17 protein-coding genes and 1 pseudogene are annotated in these 17,877 nt (G+C 65.2%); 10 read left to right on the forward strand and 8 right to left on the reverse strand.

What is annotated here, in order from left to right:
- Positions 1-44 precede the first annotated feature (44 nt).
- A pseudogene (locus G6N66_RS09195) lies at positions 45-425 on the forward strand (UvrD-helicase domain-containing protein); the annotation flags it as partial.
- 89 nt (positions 426-514) lie between these two features.
- Here G6N66_RS09195 and G6N66_RS09200 read toward each other — a convergent pair.
- On the reverse strand, positions 515-1,276 hold the full coding sequence (locus G6N66_RS09200) for a DUF6602 domain-containing protein (protein ID WP_139825224.1): 762 nt from the start codon (positions 1,274-1,276) through the stop codon (positions 515-517).
- Complete coding sequence (locus G6N66_RS09205) at positions 1,273-2,037, reverse strand: nucleotidyltransferase family protein (RefSeq protein ID WP_085233052.1); 765 nt, start codon at positions 2,035-2,037, stop codon at positions 1,273-1,275. The genes G6N66_RS09200 and G6N66_RS09205 overlap by 4 nt, the downstream gene beginning before the upstream one ends.
- A gap of 567 nt (positions 2,038-2,604) precedes the next feature.
- Between G6N66_RS09205 and G6N66_RS09210 the strand changes: the two genes are divergently transcribed.
- Positions 2,605-3,678 carry a DUF3644 domain-containing protein gene (locus G6N66_RS09210; protein WP_139825223.1) on the forward strand — a complete coding sequence of 358 codons (1,074 nt, stop codon included), beginning with the start codon at positions 2,605-2,607 and terminating at the stop codon, positions 3,676-3,678.
- A gap of 728 nt (positions 3,679-4,406) precedes the next feature.
- Here the strand turns inward: G6N66_RS09210 and G6N66_RS09215 are convergent.
- From G6N66_RS09215 to G6N66_RS09240, 6 genes are all read right to left on the reverse strand, one after another.
- Entirely contained in the window at positions 4,407-6,461 is a 2,055-nt protein-coding gene (locus tag G6N66_RS09215; RefSeq protein WP_163645801.1) for a hypothetical protein, read from the reverse strand.
- Complete coding sequence (locus G6N66_RS09220; RefSeq protein WP_085231693.1) at positions 6,458-9,439, reverse strand: ATP-binding protein; 2,982 nt, start codon at positions 9,437-9,439, stop codon at positions 6,458-6,460. Before G6N66_RS09220 ends, G6N66_RS09215 begins: the two co-directional genes overlap by 4 nt.
- A gap of 75 nt (positions 9,440-9,514) precedes the next feature.
- Positions 9,515-9,799, reverse strand: coding sequence for a glycosyl transferase family 39 (locus G6N66_RS09225; protein WP_066911629.1), 285 nt, complete (start codon positions 9,797-9,799; stop codon positions 9,515-9,517).
- 19 nt (positions 9,800-9,818) lie between these two features.
- Positions 9,819-10,031, reverse strand: coding sequence for a hypothetical protein (locus tag G6N66_RS09230; protein ID WP_083067100.1), 213 nt, complete (start codon positions 10,029-10,031; stop codon positions 9,819-9,821).
- Positions 10,032-10,052: 21 nt separating this feature from the next.
- Positions 10,053-10,976, reverse strand: coding sequence for a conjugal transfer protein (locus G6N66_RS09235; protein ID WP_085231692.1), 924 nt, complete (start codon positions 10,974-10,976; stop codon positions 10,053-10,055).
- A gap of 15 nt (positions 10,977-10,991) precedes the next feature.
- A complete protein-coding gene (locus G6N66_RS09240) occupies positions 10,992-12,263 on the reverse strand; it encodes a hypothetical protein (RefSeq protein WP_085231691.1) in 1,272 nt (423 codons plus the stop codon).
- A gap of 405 nt (positions 12,264-12,668) precedes the next feature.
- Between G6N66_RS09240 and G6N66_RS09245 the strand changes: the two genes are divergently transcribed.
- The 8 genes from G6N66_RS09245 (at position 12,669) to G6N66_RS09280 (ending at position 17,812) form a co-directional block, all read left to right on the forward strand.
- Positions 12,669-13,103 carry a hypothetical protein gene (locus tag G6N66_RS09245; protein WP_083067104.1) on the forward strand — a complete coding sequence of 145 codons (435 nt, stop codon included), beginning with the start codon at positions 12,669-12,671 and terminating at the stop codon, positions 13,101-13,103.
- A complete protein-coding gene (locus G6N66_RS09250) occupies positions 13,087-13,743 on the forward strand; it encodes a hypothetical protein (RefSeq protein ID WP_232079248.1) in 657 nt (218 codons plus the stop codon). Before G6N66_RS09245 ends, G6N66_RS09250 begins: the two co-directional genes overlap by 17 nt.
- A gap of 2 nt (positions 13,744-13,745) precedes the next feature.
- On the forward strand, positions 13,746-15,158 hold the full coding sequence (locus G6N66_RS09255) for a type IV secretory system conjugative DNA transfer family protein (protein ID WP_085231688.1): 1,413 nt from the start codon (positions 13,746-13,748) through the stop codon (positions 15,156-15,158).
- Positions 15,155-15,412 carry a helix-turn-helix domain-containing protein gene (locus G6N66_RS09260; RefSeq protein ID WP_085231687.1) on the forward strand — a complete coding sequence of 86 codons (258 nt, stop codon included), beginning with the start codon at positions 15,155-15,157 and terminating at the stop codon, positions 15,410-15,412. The genes G6N66_RS09255 and G6N66_RS09260 overlap by 4 nt, the downstream gene beginning before the upstream one ends.
- A gap of 87 nt (positions 15,413-15,499) precedes the next feature.
- A complete protein-coding gene (locus tag G6N66_RS09265; protein ID WP_085231686.1) occupies positions 15,500-15,940 on the forward strand; it encodes a hypothetical protein in 441 nt (146 codons plus the stop codon).
- Complete coding sequence (locus G6N66_RS09270; protein WP_160040373.1) at positions 15,933-16,079, forward strand: hypothetical protein; 147 nt, start codon at positions 15,933-15,935, stop codon at positions 16,077-16,079. The genes G6N66_RS09265 and G6N66_RS09270 overlap by 8 nt, the downstream gene beginning before the upstream one ends.
- 150 nt (positions 16,080-16,229) lie before the next feature.
- Positions 16,230-16,610 (forward strand): hypothetical protein, encoded by a 381-nt coding sequence (locus G6N66_RS09275; RefSeq protein ID WP_139825081.1) that lies wholly within the window; start codon positions 16,230-16,232, stop codon positions 16,608-16,610.
- A complete protein-coding gene (locus G6N66_RS09280; protein ID WP_085231684.1) occupies positions 16,607-17,812 on the forward strand; it encodes a hypothetical protein in 1,206 nt (401 codons plus the stop codon). The genes G6N66_RS09275 and G6N66_RS09280 overlap by 4 nt, the downstream gene beginning before the upstream one ends.
- Positions 17,813-17,877 lie beyond the last annotated feature (65 nt).

Genomic DNA, 17,877 nt, shown 5'->3' on the forward strand with positions numbered 1-17,877 from the left:
GTCCTGCTACACGCTGACAACAGATTTGGGGAGCAGCCACCGACATGCCGACCCTCGCCATCGACAGGTTTTCTGTCTGACCTGGTGAAGCTGGAGAAGCCAGTCGCCAAACGGGTCACCGAGGTGTTCGACGAGTTCGACACCGCCACCCACACAGGACGTCACCTGGAGAAAATCAACAACGCGCGCAATCCCCGGTTTCGGTCGATCCGTATTGATCAGTTCTGGCGCGGTATCCTGCTGGCCCCCGACTCCGGCGACGTCTACACCCTGCTGAAGGTGCTGCCGCACGACGACGCCTACGACTGGGCGCAGCGAGCAACATCTCGGTAAATAAGGCCACCGGCGGCATCGAGATCCGCGACGAGGCCGCTCTCGAAGAGAGTCTCCCCGAACTGCAGAAGACCGCCCAAGCCACCGACACCCAGCCCGCCGATAGCCCATGTCAGGTGGAAGGCGTTGAATGAACGAGGGCTCAGTATGCCTCGAGCCCGCCAATGATGCACGTCTCCGGCTACGACTCGACGCTGTCGTGCCGCAGAAAGCCGCTCCACGCGCCGAAATCCATTGCCGGCACTGTGCCGTGTTGTTGAAGTGCCGCGAGAAGCCGGAGATAGAAGAAGACGAGGGCGTGCTCTGGCACGCTTCGACTTACGCTTGGCTGATCGCTGTAGGTTGCTTCCCAGCCCGCCACTTTGACGATGCAGCCGATATCCAAACGACCTTCGGCGACTTGGTTGTGCAATGCGTCCACGAACGGTACCCCGAGCACTGTCCAGTCTGAAGTAGTTGTGAGTAATCCGCCGAGGATCGGCTTGGGTGCACTCGGTTCCTTGATGACGCCACCGGCGTGCACAATCGGCGCGCTGGTCCGCTCAAGTTTCCGTACGGATTGGACTTTCTCCGCGGCGTACCGGACGTAATCTCGGTTAGTGCGCTGCTTGACTTCGAAGACGGCGTAGACGGCTTCCGCTGGCACGAATATGCGAGTGCCAGCTCGCAAAATGAGTGTTGTGTACTGGCGGTCGCAGAGTGCGATATCGATCTCCTGGCTACATTCCCCGCGATGGTCGACGACAAAGCACTTGTCGACAACCTGGTAGCGCCGTGGCAAGTGTGCAGACAGCATCTGGACCCAGTTCCCCTCGGTTTCGTCCCCCATGCCGACGGGATGCGGAATGACCTTCGTAAGTCCTAGCGACGCTGCTAACTGTTCCTGCAGCGCAAGGAAATACACCTCGATACCCGAGGGTGAGGATGGATCGGGCCGGGTCACCACACCACCTGCTCCCAGTACGTCGCGTTGCGTGACTGCCTCGCCTGCGTGGCGATCGATGTCTTCTCCGCAGTGGTCAACTCATCTGCGACGTCGTTGTTGCTGTTCGCCGGATCGATGAGCTGTGCTGTCCCAATTCGATCGCGCAGAAATTCCAGAACGAGGTTGAAACGACTTGCGAGACCGCTGTAACGCGACGTCTGTTGCAGACCACGTAGGACCGCGAGCTCTACCGCAAAAGACGGAAACTCGAGCGAGTGCAGCTTCCGCCAACGCTTCATGAGCCGAATGACGTCAGTGTGAGCAGACCCTCCGATGCTCTGAATATGCCTGCCGACATTCGTTTGTTGCCAAGTATTTTGGCGCGATACCCAAATGCTGTGATCAGTGCTGTAGGCATTCCGGAGCCTGCCAGGCGTGATGTCAACTGACTTGCTTTGATACGTGACGTTGATAGATACGTTCTGTCGACGGACCGAGAAGCCCTGCCCACCAAGATAACTAGCAAGGCTGTCGTAGATCTCCTTCAGCGTTTGGCTCGTCTCGGGTCTTAACGATGCAAACAAGTCAACGTCGGTACCGCCGAGGATCGCCGTGCCCTTTGCGTACGAGCCTGAGACATCGAGAGATACGAGCTGGCGACCAGCCCACTGGCTGACGTAGGGGAGTAACCCGGCGCGGATGATATTTCCCGGGCCACTCACTCCCGTGGGAGCGGTAATTTTCGAGAGCACACTGTGCAAATATGTGTCGGCGTCCATATCCTAGGTTTCTCCACTATTAATGAGCTCCCCGATACTACGTAGAAGGCAGCAAATACAGCGGTGGGGCCGGCCCCCCAACGGAGGAGCCGGCCCCGTTGGAGTGCCTGGGTGTGCTACTTCTTCTTGCCCTTGGCCTGCGCTAATGCGCTTGCGGCGACAGACTTTGTCTTTGTCGATGTCCGGCCGTCGCGTAAGAGGCCTGATGCTTCCTTGGCGACCTTCGGACTCGTGACCTTGCGGCTGCTTGACTTCGCCATCCGTATAACCTCCTTCCTCGCCCTTGCTTGGTTTGCCCGGCCGTCCTCCGACTTCCCCAATCAGAGGACGGGCTAGGTGCGCCGAGACCGACCGGCTCCCGGTAGGGGCGCACGCCATGCCGATGGCCATCACCGCACGGACACCCAGTGATGTCAGCCACGCCGTAACAGCGCAGCCCTACATTGTCTCGCGGCTAGCGACAAACTGTCGGATGTTGCGGCCGACACGCCGAAAATCGAAGCGCGCGACATCCAGGGGTTAGCGGCGTCGGGCGGTAGGCTGACCTGCCGAAAGGAGTGATCTACCGTGCCGCGCCCCGCCCGTTGGAAGGCGTCCGCTGATGCTGCTTGTGCTGAAGCTTGCCTCGCCGTTCGCCTGTACAACGACCCATCAGAGCCCCGCTCGTTCGAGGGCTTCGTCGTCCACATGCACCTGGCGTGGCTCTACCTGTTGCATGCAGAGTTCAAGCGGGATCGCATCGATTGCCGCTACCGCCAAAAGGACAACCCGCGTCGGCTGGAGCGGGTCGACGGAGAACCGAAGCTGTGGGAACTGGCCAAGTGCGTCGCTGAACGGTGGCCAGATCAGACCCCCGTGCGGGCGAACATCGAATTCTTCATCGCGCTGCGGAACAAGATCGAGCACCGGTACACGCGGTTCCAGCAGGAGCTGGCACTGGCGGTCGGCGGGAAGTCGCAGGCCCTGCTGCTCAATTTCGAGGAGCATCTGACCTTGCAGTTTGGGGTCCGGTTCTCACTAGCGACCAAACTGCGTTTCCCAATCTTCATCGGCTCCTTCACGACGGAGGGCCAGCAAGCGCTCGAACGGCTGCACGCGAAGCTGCCGAACGAGCTGAACCGGTTCATCGTCCGGTGCGCCGAGGCCCTGCCCGATGAAGTACGGGACGATGACAAGTATGACCTGCGCCTGCGCGTGTTTCTGGAACTGGTCAAGAATCCGGCATCGGGCCTGCCGATCCGGTTCGTGCGGGCGGCCGACATGACGGAGGAGCAGAAAACCGCGCTCAGGGACACCGGTCTGGTGATCGTCCGCGAACAGCAGCGTGACGTCAGCAACCGCGGCTGGCTGAAACCCAATCAAGTCGTAAAAGCGGTTGCAGCGCAAATTCCGTTCAAGTTCACAATGGGCCATTTCATTAAAGCCTGGAAAGTTGAATCAGTACGGCCATCGGTCGGGAGCGTGCACCCCGAGCGGACGAAAGAGCAGTACTGCCGCTATGACGAGCCGCATGGCGATTACACCTACAGCCCCGGCTACGTTGAGCACCTCGTGCGGCATCTCAGTACAGCCGGTGGTTTTCGCGATCTGCTTGGCATCAGCCCGGTTCCGCTACAGAGGCAGCAGGCAGCTGCATCATGATTGCTTCGCGGTCCGACATGTTCGAAAGAAGCGAAATCGCGAGTGTCCAAGTGCTTTGGCAGCGGAGCGGCACACACACGCGGTGATCGCGCAGAATGATCTTTGCCATCGAGTGCTTGATACCAGTAACGAAACTCCTCACCGCCGAGCCTGGCGGCCTGGCGGCACTAGGCAAGCCTGGCGGCGCAAGCCTGGCGGACGCACCAGGGTCGCCTTAGTAACTCGAACGAAACTGATTGTTTAGTAAGCCCGCAAGGGGATTCCCGTACGGGCGGCGACCGATACGGCACCTACCGACATCGACGGCGAGCTCCGCCGCGAAGGCCGCCGACCACTACGCGTCCCCGCATAACCGTCGCGAAATCACAAAACAACCCAAACCATTCGAGTTATAAGTTGATCCCTGCTGCCCGACGAGTCGTGGGGGCCGGGTTCGGGATCTCGAAGCGCTTGGAGTAGCTCATTGTCCAGCTGTTGCTGGTAGGCGGGTATCCACTGGCCAAGCGCCGCCGTGCGATTGAGATGTTTGGTCCCGGCGAGCAGTCTGCGCCGGGCACCAGCATCGGTGGCGGCCCCCATGTTGTCGATCACGTCGGCCGCCCGTTGGCACAGCTCGGCCGCTATGTCCCAGACAACGGCTGCCGTGCGGTTGTTTCTGGGTGCCCTGTCGATGTCGCGGGCGAGCGCGGCGATCCGTGCGGCGTCGGCCCCATTGTTTTAGCGGCCTTTCACGGGAGTTTCGTGTCGGCGAGTGGGGTGCGGTCTCGGTCGGGTTGAGGGCGCGCGTCGGGAGGTTGACGATCCGATGCGGGTCCGGAGGTGGCGCGCTGGGTGGGGGTGCGGCGTGTGGTGCCGGCTCGGCCCGTCGCTGGTGCTGGGGCCGGTTGGGCGACGTTCGGTACCGCGGCCCCGCCTTGGGGTGAGGAGCTGGGCGGGGCGGGCTGGCCGCTGTCCGCGCGGGCGCCGCGGCTGCGGTCGCGGTGCAGGCGCTGGGTGACCTGGCTGGCGACAGCGGCGCCGGCCACCGCTTCGGGTGCGACGACGGCGGTCGCGGCTTCTCCGGCCACCATTGCCCCGTCAGCGGTGCCCGCGCCGGCAACCGGTGCGCTGTCACTGGCTGCGGTCGCACCGGTGGCGGGGGGCGGACTAGGTGGGGGGCCCGGGGTGTGGTGGCGCGGGCTTCCGGGTGAGGGTGGCCGCCCGCCGGGTGGGCGGCCGTTGACGGGGGGGCCGGTGAGGGGCTGGTCGGGGGTATCGGATTGGTCGGGGTCGGGGTTGTTGGCCCATGGTGCGCGCGAGTTGAGGTCTCGTGCGCGGTCGTAGGCGTCTTGTCCGCGTTGGTAGCCTTCGCGGCCTCGGCGGCCGAGTTCGCTAATCGAGTGGGTGAAGTCCTGGCGGGTGTGATCGCCGAGTTCGCGTTTGAGCCACCAGAACACGCCGATGGCGACGACGGAAATGATGGCGATCATGAACAGCCGGGCCAGCGGGTGGGTCATGCCGACTTGATCGGCGTAGCCGCTGCGGGCACCCATTTTCAGCACGATCATCGCCGCGATGGAGATGTAGGTGGTGTAGGCGAAGACCAGGGCGGCGTGTTTGAAGAACATTTTGATGCGCCGGCCGGCACGCCGGCGCGGGTGTCCGTGGATCATGGCGGGCGCGGCGGCCACGATGGACAGCAGGGCGTTGATGAAGGCCGCGCAGCACACCATGACGTAGCTGTAGGTGACGTAGCAGACGAAGAAGGCGAAGATCGCCCCGAGTAGGCCGTAGCAGCTGCCGAGTGCGAGGTTGGCGCCGCTGACGTGCTGGGCGAAGGACAGGGCTTGTGGTGCTCCGCAGGAGGCCATGGCGTGGGCCGGGCCGGCGAGGTCGCTGCCGTCGTGGGGGGTGAGCATGGCCGCGGTGTAGGCGTTTCCGCAGTTTCCGATGTCATCGACGGTGGTGCCGAAGTTCATCAGCTGCAACGGCATTCGCAAGGTGGTGTCGGCGATGAGGCCGGTGAGGTGTTGAAGCTGGGCTTGGCCGCCGCCGATGGTGATGGAGCCGTTGTTGAACGCCGCTTGGGAGACGCTGAAACCTAGGTTGCGTCCTTGGGTCAGCAGCCCGTTTTCGCTGCAGAGGTCGGACAGCGGGTCGTGGGTGAGCACGATGCCCAGCACGCCGATGGCCACGGTGGACACCATGATTCCCGATCCGAAGCCTTTGCGGCCATGCCACAGGATATGGAATGCGCCCACTGCCAGACCCAGCATGAGGCAGATGGGAAAGACCCACAGGTCGGCCAGGATGACCCGAATTGTCTCGAACACGGGGCGAAACCAGGTGGCCAGCCACAACAGCCAGGTGTTGGACATGGCGAACCGCAACAGCCAGAGCGACATGGCGATCATGAAGATGTAGATGGCGGCTTGGGCTTGCAGCATTTCGACGATGCTTTCGTGGGTCAGTCCGACGGTCAGCGCGTTGGCCAGCCACCGGGCCCAGCTTGAGGGGTCGAAGCTTAGGCCCGGGCCTGCTTTGGTGATGGCTTCGCTGGTGTTGACCACTGACAGGTAGTAGTTGCCCACCGGGACGCCGTGGCTGTCGGTGACGCCGGTCCAGTTGAGCGCGCCTGCCAGGGTGGAGGCGGCCGCGGGTGGGGCGGCGCCGATCGCGGCCGCGCCCAGGGTGTGGGTGATCACCCAGAAGGCGGTCAGGCGCCGGAGGCGGGGCCGGGTGGCCATTTGGTAGCCGAGGTATTCGGCGGCGCGTTGGCCGAACGTGGTTGGGGCGGTGGTCATGCCGCCCGTCCGGGGGTGGTGTCGTAGGCGTGGTGCACGGCGGTGTCGGGTTCGGTGGCCACCCAGATGGGTGATTTGCGGCGGAACTCGTCGATGAAGAATCCGTAGCCTTGCCGGGCGCCTCGGTGGGCGCCGGCGCCGGTGTCGAGGTCGTCGAATGCGGTGGGGTCGCGCATTTCCTCGGGTGAGGGCTGAGCGAGGAAGAACTCTTCGATGTCGGGGTAGTCCTCGAGGCGGATGCCGACTTTAGCGGCGACTTGGCGTGCGAGGTCTTCGTTTTCAAACGGCATGATCAACTGCTGGGTAATGAATTCATCGCCCGTGAGGGCTAGGTCTTTGACCGGGTTTTGCGTGATGATCAGCAACCCCGTGTAGTGCTTGCGAGCGCGGCGGCTGATCAGGTGTGCGTCGTCGGCGCCGGCGCGGGAGTTGAGCAGGGCGCCGGCTTCTTCGAGGACGATGAGCCCGAAGCGGGCGCTGTCGGCGAAGAACGTCACTCTGGCCAGTCGCACGAGCATGCTGTAGATGGCCACTGAGGCGCGTTTGCGGTCGGAGAGTCGTTCGTAGAGGTGGGGGGTGTTCATTTCATCGGCGGTGGGCAGATCGAGGCTGCCGGTGAGCCAGATTGTGACGTCGAGGCTGGCCAGGTCGGGCACGGGCAGGGTGGCGTCGAAGATGGCTTGGGTGAAGTCGTAGGTGGCCCACGATTGCAGGGCGGCGCCGATGGGGGCGAGGTCGTCGGCGAGTTTTGCGACTTGCGGTGAGCGGGTGTCGGGGCCGGTCGCGGGGGCTTGGATGTGGCTGATGTAGGTGATGAGAGCGGCGGTGCTGGTGATGCCGAGCCGTTGGCGGGCATCGGCTTGCAAGATGGTGCGCAGGCGGCTCACCGCCACGCTGCGCGGGTCTAGGCTCATCATGGGAATCATGTAGTCCAGCCAGTAGCTGCCGGCGTGGTGGGGCGGGAAGGTGCGCAGCGGGTCGCAGCTGAAGTGGTTGCCCGCCATGTCGATGATGGCTTTGTTGTCGACGTCGCAGAGGGCTTTTTGCCATTCGATGCCGGGGTCGACGATGAATGCTTGTGTGCCGCGCTCGATTTCGGCTCGGGTGATGCGTTTGGCGGAATAGGATTTGCCGTATCCTAGGGCGCCGCTGCACACCAGACACGGGCTGTGGTTGCGGCGGGCGGCGGCGGGCAGGTCGAGCAGCACTGCGCTGTTGAGTGCGTTGTTTCGGTTGAATCCCAACAAGATTCCGGTGCTGTTGCCGACCATGGAGGAGGTGAACGGCACAAACCGTGACCATTTTTTGGTGGTGGTGGGTTGGGCGAACTGGTCGACGGTGGTTTTATGGGTTGGCGCGGCGGGGTTGAAGGCCGCCCACAGTTTGGTCTGGGCGCCGCGGTAGTGGCGGATGGCGATTTGGCCCGATTGGGTGAGTTCTTCGCGCAGGCGTTTGACGCTGTAGTCCAGGGTGCGCGGGTCGGGGGCACCGACGGCGATGACGAAGGCGGCGTGCAGGGGACGTTCGTCGATGTTGGCTTCGAGTTGGCGGTTGTATTCGGCGAGTTGGCGCCAGGTGGCGATGAGTTCGGCGTCGCCGTTGCGCACGTCGCGGCGCTGGGTGAACTGGTCGTCGATGTTGCCTTTGGCACGGTCGTTGCGCACGAATTCCATTTCGCGGCTTAAGGTGACGAGGTTGACGGCGAAGTCGAAGGTGGCGCCGGTGTCGAGGTCGTCGAGGGCTTGCAGGAATTCTGAGCCGGGAAACACGATGCCGGCCTTGGGCATGTCGACGATGGGCAGGATGGCTTGGTAGCTGTCGGGATAGCTGCCGTCGGGGCTGGATACCCGCAGGGTTGCGTTCCAGGACGGGATGCGCCGGATGCCGGCGGTCCAGGCCAGCAGCGCGACCGCGCCCAGGGCGGCGGGTGGGGCGGCGAGCAGGGGCCCGACGAAGACGCCGGCCGCGGCGGCCGCGCCCGCCAGTGCGGTGGCGACGAGGCGCAGCGGCAGGGTGCGCCCGCCGTGGTGGAGCTGGTCGCCGTCGTCGAAGACAGCGACCGGCAGCGCGGTGGTGTCGAGCTGGCCGGTGGTGGCGCGGCGGGGCAGGGGGTTGTTGAACACTCCGCGCCAGGCGTTGTGGCGCCAGAACCAGTCCATCATGTCTGCGCTGACTGGTTGGGGGCCGAATTCTTCGGGGATGGCGGTGATGATGTTGTGGGCCAGTCGCTGGTAGGCGGCCACGGAGTCGTCGCAGTCTTTGTCGCGGCCGATCACCCAGTCGCGCAATTTGGCGACTTGGCCCGCGGGGCTGTGCCCTGCCCGGCCGGCGTCGACGGGCATGGCTAGCCAGTAGATGCGGGTGCGGGGTGTTTGTGCGGTGATGACGGGCGCCATCTGCCGGCAGGCGTTGATCCAGCGGTGTTTGTCGCGGTGGCCATCGAGCATGGCGCGCAGCAGTTGGCGTTGGTTTTGGGGCACGGACAGCCCGAAGACCCATGTGCCGGCCGGGATTTCGCGGGCCAGGGCTTGGTGGCGGTCGGCCACGCCGATGCGGCGTTTGGTGGATTGCAGGTAGTAGGGCAATCCGCTGATCAGATAGTGGGCGTAGACGCCGTGGGCGGTGAAACTCAGGTTGCCGATGACGGTGTGCGGTGGCGCCAGCAGCGGGTTGCTGGCGCTGCTGGCCAGGGTGGGGCGCAGGGCGCGGCATGCGCTGGCAATGCGGAAGCGCAGGGTGGGCCGCTGGCGGGGGATCAGTGCTGCGCCGCCGGCGGCGGCGCCGGTGAGGGTCAGGCCGTAGATCAAGATGGCGCGGGCGTGCCCGGAGTCCAGGGCGAGGATGGTGAGCGCCACGGTCAAGGCCGTGCCCCCGTAGAGGCTGATCGCCACCCCCAGTCGTAGCGGCTTTTTGAACAGGATGTCGGTGTAGACGGGGGTGTCGTGCACACCTTTGAACAGCTGCGCTGACTCGGTCATGGGTTCTTTTCCTCGGGCGTTGTGACCGCGAATCGGGTGACGGTCGCGGGGTGAAGTGTCGGGGCCGCGGGTGGGTTACTGGCCGAATTGGCCGGTGGTGATGCCGGTGCGGTCGACGGTGCGTTTGGTCGAGGTGTAGATGGCGTAGCCGGAGCCGACGACGACGGCGACGATGACCGCGGTCAGGGCCCAGGCCACGGTGGCCCCGATGCGCCCGCCGAAGAAGGCGCCGGCCGCGCGTGCCCCGCCGCCAAGCAGGATGAGCACGACCAGCACCCCCACGCCGATGGTGTAGAGGGAGTGGCTGCCTGAAACCAGGTCGGTGGCGGCCAAAACCGTTGGGGCCGAGGCGATATTCATGTCAGGTTTCCTTTCGTGATTAGTGCAATGACAGCGGGAGGGCTCCCAGGATGGGGCCGGCGTTGATGGCGTGGCCGGACGCGGCCAGCAGTAGCGCGCCCGCGGCGACGGCGGCGCTCAGTAGGCCGGTTCGGATGAGCGCGCGCAGGTAGTAGCGATAGCGCACGAGCCGTGCCAACCGCAGCAGCAGTGTGGCGGTCAGGATCGCTGAGGGAAGGTGCGTAAGACTCATGTTGGATGGCTCCTGGCTGCTCTAGCGCGGCGCGGCGGCGGTAGGAATGACGGGGGTCAGTTCGGCGCCCTCGGCGAGCAGGGGCGCATAGTCCAGCCCTGAGACGCTCCAGCGGCCGCTGGTGACGGTCAACACGATCGGGTAGTCCAGTTGCAGCGGGGCGTATTGGCTGGTGACGGCGTTGACGGTGGCCAACACGTGCACGGTGGCGCCCTCAGCGGGGACGTCGTGATCCCCGGCGGCGTGGTTGGCGACGAGCTTGATGACTTGGGCGGAGCGGTAGTCGGCGGCGGGCAGCAGCCCGGAGCTGGTGGTGACGTAGCGTTCCAGGCCGTCGGCGCCGGTCAAAAAGCTGGTGATGAATCCGCTGACGGTGGCGAAAGCGGGTGAGGTGTCCGCGACGGCGGTGGAGTAGCCCAGCGGCGCGTCCGCGCCGGCGCCGGGCCCGTTGACCCGGGCCGGTAGCGCGCTGGCCCGCAGTCCGTAGGTGCTGTAGACGACGGGCAGCCGGTAGTAGGCGGTGCGGGGGGTGGCGGCCTCAAATGCCCGCTCGGAGACGCTGATGACCACGCTCCACTGCTGGGCGCCACCGGTGTCGCCGACCAGGGTGACCGCCGAGACAGCCGGGGAGGTGACGATGAGCGCGGGCGTGGTGGGCAGCCGGATCGGGTCGCGCAGCGACCAGCAGTCGTGCAGTACCTGCTGATGGGCTGCGGTGGCGGTAAGCCACCGAGTCACACAGTCTTGGGCATAGGAGCCGACCAGGGCGGTACGGTTGACAGCGCTGCGCGCTGGGCCGGCCACGTCGATGGGCTCGTTGAAGATCCACCCCCAGATGGTGGCGATGGCCACGACACTGCACGAGGCGAGGCCGACGATGAGTGCGCCGCGGCGAACCGCGCGGTGGGTGCCGTCGAGGCGCTTGCGCCAGGTGTTGGTGAGCATGGTTGGTGGAAACCTTCACTGGGGTGGGTGGCCGAAGATTTTGATCGACGACACCGCAAACGTGTTGTCGGCGGGGTCGGTGTGGGTTGAGTCGGCGGGCAGCCCGGGCAGCGCGGGGATGCTGCTGATCGGCGCCGGATCCGCGGGTGCTGCCGGTGGGCCCAGGACCTCGCCGATGAGCCCACCTCCACCGCCGGGGGCCGGGCTGGTGGTCGGGGTGATGTCGGCGGGTGCGCGCCCGGTCTCTTGGACGAGCATGATGATGCGCGAGGCCAGCACGCCACGGGTCGGCATGGGTTTAGCAGCTTCGCCGTGCACGCTGGCGGTCTCTTGGGGCACCACGGTGGGCGGGCTGTCGTTGAAGCTCCATTGCACACGGGTGAGCACGCGGTGCTGGTGCCATTGGTCGGCGCCCGACGCGTCGGCGCCGACCCAGCCCGGGGTGATCGACACGGCAGTGACGACCATGCTGCGGCCGAGATTGAGCACGAGATATTGGCCGACGTTGCCGCCGGTGACACACACCCAGGCCTGGGTGGAGTCGGGCCCGGCGACGGATTGCGCGGCGGTCGAGCCTGGTAGGCATCCCACCGACGTGGCGGTGTAGGGGATGGTCAAGTCCTGGTTGTCGGGCGCCGGGGTGGCGCTTGATGGTGCGGCAAGAACACTGAGCCGGGTGTTGGCCGCCGCAGGTTGGGATGGCTCGCTGGTGTGCGGGTCGCCGCGCATGGCCAGCAGAGCACCGCTGGCAATCAGGGTGGCCACCACGGTGGCGGCCGCGAACCCAACAGCGATGTTCTTGTTGTAGCGGGGGGTCCGCTTGGATTCCGCAGGGCTATCTGCGGCATCGTCGGTTCCGCTGGTGGAGGTGAGCTGGTCGACGAGATCGCTACCTGGCAGCGGGGTTTCGGTGCTGTCGTGCTGCCCGCTGGTGTTGGGATCACTCGTGTCGGCGCCCTGAGTGCTGGGCTGCTCACCGGAGTCGCTGGGGCCGTCGAGATCAATGGGTGGGTCATCGGTGGGCCGACACGCACCCAGATGGACGGGACCCGCGGCGGCACGGCCGCCGACGTCGATGGTGTCCTCGGGCCGCGCGGCACCATGGCTGATCGGTGCGTCGTGCGCATCGCCGACCTCGGCGGAAGGGTCAATCTCAGCGGGGGGGTCGATCTCAGCGCAGGAGTCGACCCGAACGGCACCCAGGCCGTCGCGGTCGACGTCGGCGAGGAACGCTTGGGTGATCGCGATCACGCAATCGCGCTCGTGGTCGATCGGGGGATTGCTCATGGCAGGCACCGCCCGGGCGGCAGGCTTGGCAAGCAGCGGCGACGCGAGACCGCTGAAGACATCTCTGGTGCGGCCGACCGGCTCACCGGCGGCAGCTGCGGGCCCGTCATGGCGGCGGGATATCCCAAGCCAGGCTGTGACCGCCGGGTCTGGCGTCGACGCACGGTGGCAACCAGGGCTGCGGCGGCCAGGCTGGCCAGCATAAGGCTGGCAAACAAGTGTTGGATCACGAAGATCGCTGCCGTCATCAGGGTGAAAACGCATCCCATGATGGCGGTGAACACAGCGCCGATAACAACACGCATCCGCTGGCCTCCTTATCCCTTGGGGTCAGCCTAAGGGGTGGAATAACAGATATTCCACGGCCGTAGCGAAATAACTAGATCGGTTGTTACCGTCTTTTGTGTGAACGCATTACCGGCAGACGGAGTAAGGCGGCTGCTATTTTTCGTCGAGGACCGCCTGGCGCAGTTGCGCTGGACCCGCGGAGACCTAGCAGCCGCGGGCGGCCCAGCCCCGTCGACGCTGTATAAGGCCGCCGAGCGCGATGGTGGGCTCGCGCTCAAAACGCTCGCGCGTCTCGATGTCGCGTTGGGCTGGCAAGAAGGTTCTGCGCAGCGGGTGCTGGCCGGCGAAAGTCCTGCCGTGCGGATATCAGAGCAGCTCAGCCTATGCACAGCTGCGATCGACGCGGCGCGGCGCGGCGCCGAATGCACCGGGGTATCGCGCTGCGCGAGCGAGTTGAAGACCTTTCTGCTGGACGTCGCGCAACGTCTCGACGACTTTTACACTGAGCCTGTACGAGCCGTGGGGGATGCTGCTGATGCCAGCGCCTGCTGATCGGTTCGACGAGATCCGCCGCAAGTGGATCGCCCGCAATCAACGCACTTTCATATTCCAGAAAAGGCGTGCAGAAATTCTCGCGCGCCAAATAAGAGACCGCGACACCGAACGCACCGGAGCGCGGGTCGATCCCGCCGACGACGACGTTATTAATCCCTGGTATGCGCGGCCAATCAAAACGCCGTACGCAATGTTTGACTGGGTCATTCTTATGACGGCGGCAGCGCTGGCGCCGCTGGGGTGGCCGGCGGGCAAAGCCATGTCCGTCCGCATGGCCCAGCTAATCCCCGGCGAACTGCGCGCGTACCCGATCGCAGCGTTCATGTGGGCAGCGGCGGTGGTCGGTCTGCCGCTGCCGCTGCTGTATGAGCCCGGCGATTCCCTGGTGTCAGCGGCAGCGGTGCCGTGGCTGGTGGCCCAAATCCCGGCCGCGCTGCTCACCGCCGGCATCTACGGCATCACGGAAGGCTGGCTGGCCGTTGACGGGGCCCGCGACTGGTGGCCGATGCGCCCACCCGAAGAGGTCGACGACGTCGATTTCGGCTTCCTGCAACCCGATGACCTCACCGGCCCGGGGGTGTTTCCCACGCGCCGCGACGACCCACCCGGCGATCCGATCCCATCCAGAAGGTTCTAGCGATGTATCGTCCCCCGTCCTCGCCGTACTGCGGGTTTAGCCGCGACGGCTCGACCAACAAGCTATCGCTGGCTGACGGCGCCTGCCACCTGCTGGTGTCCGCCCCCACCGAAACTGGTAAGACGCGCGCCGTGTTAGCCCCGGCGACGGTGTTGTGGGGAGGGCCCACGGTATGCGTATCGTCCAAAGACGATCTGATGTGGCTCGTGTGCCAACGCCGTTGGGGCCCAAAGCAAGTGATCGACCTGCGGCCGGACTACTCGCCGGTGTACCCAGCAGATGCGCAGGTCCGCTCGTTTGATCCCACCGCGCTGATCAGCACGCCCGATCAAGCGGTGACCGCGGCCAACACCATGATGCAAATGTCGGCTGTCGGACTGGGCTCGGGCATCGATCAGGTGTCCGATGCCGGAATTTGGGAAGCCAACACCGAGGCCCCGCTGGCGGCAATGCTGTACGCGGCTTCCCCCTGCGGGAACGGCAAAGGCATCAAATGGGTGCTGCTGGCCGTGGACAACTTGGCAAAAGACGACAAGGACCCCGACGCACCGGGCTGGCACAGCGCCGCGCGGCACGTGTCCAGCCAGCCGCTGTTTCGCAACGCGCTGATGCGCACCCTGGCCATGGACCCCCGCCAGCGCGACAGCATCGCGTTGACCATGCGCAAGGCGGTCACCCCGTGGATGCGATTGGCGCTGCGCGGCATCAACGATCCCTGCTTCGATGCGTCGTTTCTGTCAGAACCCGATGCGACGCTGTTCATCCTCGCCCCCGCCGAAGGATCGATCGCCGGGGCCGCCGTCACCTTGCTCGAACACCTGGTGCGCAGCTGGCGCGGCAAGACAGCCCGCAAGGAAATGCTGCACCGGCTGCTGCTGGTAATCGACGAGGCCGCCAACGTCGCCCCGATGCCGGCACTGCGCCGGCACGTCTCAGAAGGCCGCGGCCTGGGTGTCAACCTGCTGCTGTCGGTGCAGGCCTCCAGCCAGTTCGACACCGTCTATGGCAGCACATACGCCCGCGAACTGCGCGACACCTTCCCGGCCGCGCTGATCATGTACGGAGCCGCCGAAATGGAGATGCTGCAGCGCGGCGAACAGTGGTCACGCGAAACCACCCGCCGCCAAGAAAGCTTCGACCAGGCCAGCGGCGCTAAGACGCTGTCCTCCCATTTAGGTCCCAGCCTCGACTACCGGAGGCTGCTCCCGCAGAACCTCGGGCAGGCCCGGCTGCTGCGCCGCGGAACGGCCGGCATCACCACCGAGCTACCCGACTGGCAGGACTTCGTAGCCAAATACGACCACGCGGTCAAAACCCTGCTGCAGGCTGACCAGCCCGCCGTCGAGCAGCCGCGCAACCTGTGGGACTGGGTGGTAGCCCGTCACCGCCGCGCCGCCGAAGCGATCACCCAGTGAACGCCGAGCAGCTACGCGACCAACTTCTTGAGGTGCTGACCGGCGCGAGTGAACCGATGTCGGCCACCCAAGCCCACCTGGCCGTCACCGAGTACTGCCGGCGCCGCGGGCGGCCTGCGTTGGCCGAGGAGGTTTATCGCGCGCTGGCGATCCTGGCGCGGCGCGGCGTCGTACGCCGCGTCGCAGGCCGGCCCGGCCGCGGCTCCCACTGGGAACTGACCCGCCGCCGCGTGCGGCCGGCGGCCGCAGGATGAGCTCGCCAATGAGGCCGCCGGCGAGCACCCTCCTCGCACAGTCAGTAACTCTGTTGCAGCGGCTTTCCAATTCCCAAGGAGGACAAGATGATATGCCAAACTCCTAATGACGATCCGTGCTCGTGGGTGACCTCGCCGGCCGAAGCGGTCGAATACGCGGAGGCGTTGCTGGTCACGTCGGCGAAGGCGGGTAGGGAGTTTTGGGCCGCGGCAGCGGTTGGACCTCTGGCGGGGATGTTGTATGCCGCCTCGCCGAGGGGGAACAACGAAGGGATCGAATGGTTGATACAGGCGACCGCAGCCATCCCAGACCATGCATCTGGCGACAGCGCGCGGGTGCGCGCGACTCGGCGCTGGGGTCCCAGCTGGGACAGCGCCATCGCCTGCCTGGCTGAGCAGCCTCGACTGAGCAACGAACTGCAGAGTGCGCTCAAGCTCCACCCGCGCCAGCGGGACAGCCTGGTAATGATGATTCGAGATGCGCTCTCGCCGTGGAGGCAGGCCGAAAGCTGTGACGAGCATGAATGATTCGCGCAAGTTCCCGTGGCTCGGCGGACTGGTCGTGGCCTTGGTGGTCGCGACGGTGCTGATCGCAGTGGCTGTCCAAGGCACATTGCAGGTGATCGATGACTTCGGCACCCAGGACGCCGACACCTACCAACCCTGATCCAGACGGCGCCTTGCAATGGCGAAATTCGCCACCTGAACCTATGTGGGTGGGACCGCGCGCAGCAGTTCGGCGAGCGTCTCTTGTGTCGTACCAATCGCGTAGGCTGGCGGGTTGGTCTGGCGAAGGCATAAATGGAAGGTGATGCAGATGTCGGTGCGGGCGGTGGTATCGCGGTATTGGCCACCCGCGGTGCTGGCCGCAGTCTCCACCGTCACCGTGACGTTTGCGATCAACTTCCTGACCGCCGGCAAGCCCGGGTGGTGGTGGATCGTGCTGGTACTCGGCGCCCTGGGCTTCGCCGGGGCCGGGGTGTGGGGCTACGTTGTCCAACACGATCGCGGCGGCGATGAACCTGCATCGCGATCCGAGGCGGTGGCTCAGCAGGACGCCGGGGTGGCGCAACAGTCCGCGACCGGCAACGGCACGAACGTCTCCATCAACGCCGACAACCAATCGGTGGCGGCCTGGGAGATCGGAAGCGTCAACTTCGGTGGCGGACCCGACAACCCGAAGCCAAAGACGCAGTGACGCAGACGCAAGGACAACCGGGCGAGCAAGACCCCCAGTCCGGGCAGGTTGAAATCAGCGCGACGGATAGGGGTGTCGCCGCTTTCCACATCGGTCAGGTCAATACTCACCTCCACGTTGACGGCGTCGCCGGGCTCTGGGACTTTTTGCAACGCAATCAGGTTGTCAGCACGACAACCGGCGACCCGGCCAACGACATCAGACGCCAGTTGAGCCAACAATCGCCCGATATTTCGGTGCACGGTACGGTGACTGAGCAGCTCGGCCGGCTGCGTGGGCTGCCCGAGTTCGCTCTTGGTGACTACAACAACTACGACCGAGACCACGCCCAAACGCTTTCCGACCGGGTCGTTGAAGCCACCGGGATACCGGTCGCCGTCGTCGCCGTCTTGGCATTCTGGGGCGACCCCGACACCGACAGCTGGTGGATGCCGGACCTGCAGCGACTCGCGAGGGTTACTCGGCGCGGCGGCAGTGCATGGCTTATCAATCTGCCATTGGTCGCGGCGTCGATGCTGTTCTACGCCGCCGGCGTCGCCGCTGTCTGCGCGGAGAACTACGGGCGCGTGGCCAAGTTGTTGGCCTTGTATGGGGAGCCAATCGACATCGCGGGCCCCGTACCGTTGCCCCGGATGCTGGCGCCCAACCCCTCGGCGATCAAACTCACTCCGGCCCAGAATTATCAGGCGGTCAGTCCCACGGTGGTCGAAGCATTGCATCTGGGCTCCGATGCCCTCGACGACGCATGGCAGCTGTTCGAAATCCTGCGGCTCGCTTCAGAACTGATGGGCCGTAGTCAGTTCGACGCGGCTCTCGCAAAATACACCGCGGCGAATAGGCGACGCGATGCGACTGCCAGCCTCGATCAGACCGCGCGACTGCAAGCCGAGGCGACGAAGAACGGCATACTCGATGACCTTGCCGGATGCAGCCCTGCCAGGGGCTTGCATCTGCTTGCCGCCGACAAGGTATACAGCCCGGGAACCGGTTTTCGTTGGGGCAGCCCCACTGCCGAACGGGTCGCCGCAGAAGTCAGCCGCGACGGCAACCAGCACCCCATTGTGCGCGGTCTGAGCATCAGCGCCGAGCGAATTGAGCTGGCACTTCGAGCAGTGAGTCGTGCTGTTGGTGCCGCGGCCGTAGCGCACCCCGCCAATTGGGCTAGCGGTGCTGTACCTGACGAGATCTGGCTAGACGGTTGAAGCCGTTAACTCCGACGGTGCGCTAATTTCCACGCAAATTCGGTTGCGGCCCAATCGTCCTTCTG

The organism is Mycobacterium conspicuum (assembly GCF_010730195.1).
GTDB lineage: Bacteria > Actinomycetota > Actinomycetes > Mycobacteriales > Mycobacteriaceae > Mycobacterium > Mycobacterium conspicuum.

Bases quoted from the DNA above. Each gene is read 5' to 3' on its own strand.
- G6N66_RS09240 (WP_085231691.1), bottom strand. From the start codon at position 12,263: ATGAGCAATCCCCCGATCGACCACGAGCGCGATTGCGTGATCGCGATC.
- G6N66_RS09215 (WP_163645801.1), bottom strand. From the start codon at position 6,461: ATGACCACCGCCCCAACCACGTTCGGCCAACGCGCCGCCGAATACCTC.
- G6N66_RS09265 (WP_085231686.1), top strand. From the start codon at position 15,500: ATGATATGCCAAACTCCTAATGACGATCCGTGCTCGTGGGTGACCTCG.
- G6N66_RS09205 (WP_085233052.1), bottom strand. From the start codon at position 2,037: ATGGACGCCGACACATATTTGCACAGTGTGCTCTCGAAAATTACCGCT.
- G6N66_RS09235 (WP_085231692.1), bottom strand. From the start codon at position 10,976: ATGCTCACCAACACCTGGCGCAAGCGCCTCGACGGCACCCACCGCGCG.
- G6N66_RS09230 (WP_083067100.1), bottom strand. From the start codon at position 10,031: ATGAGTCTTACGCACCTTCCCTCAGCGATCCTGACCGCCACACTGCTG.
- G6N66_RS09270 (WP_160040373.1), top strand. From the start codon at position 15,933: ATGAATGATTCGCGCAAGTTCCCGTGGCTCGGCGGACTGGTCGTGGCC.
- G6N66_RS09275 (WP_139825081.1), top strand. From the start codon at position 16,230: ATGTCGGTGCGGGCGGTGGTATCGCGGTATTGGCCACCCGCGGTGCTG.
- G6N66_RS09255 (WP_085231688.1), top strand. From the start codon at position 13,746: ATGTATCGTCCCCCGTCCTCGCCGTACTGCGGGTTTAGCCGCGACGGC.
- G6N66_RS09250 (WP_232079248.1), top strand. From the start codon at position 13,087: ATGCCAGCGCCTGCTGATCGGTTCGACGAGATCCGCCGCAAGTGGATC.
- G6N66_RS09220 (WP_085231693.1), bottom strand. From the start codon at position 9,439: ATGACCGAGTCAGCGCAGCTGTTCAAAGGTGTGCACGACACCCCCGTC.
- G6N66_RS09225 (WP_066911629.1), bottom strand. From the start codon at position 9,799: ATGAATATCGCCTCGGCCCCAACGGTTTTGGCCGCCACCGACCTGGTT.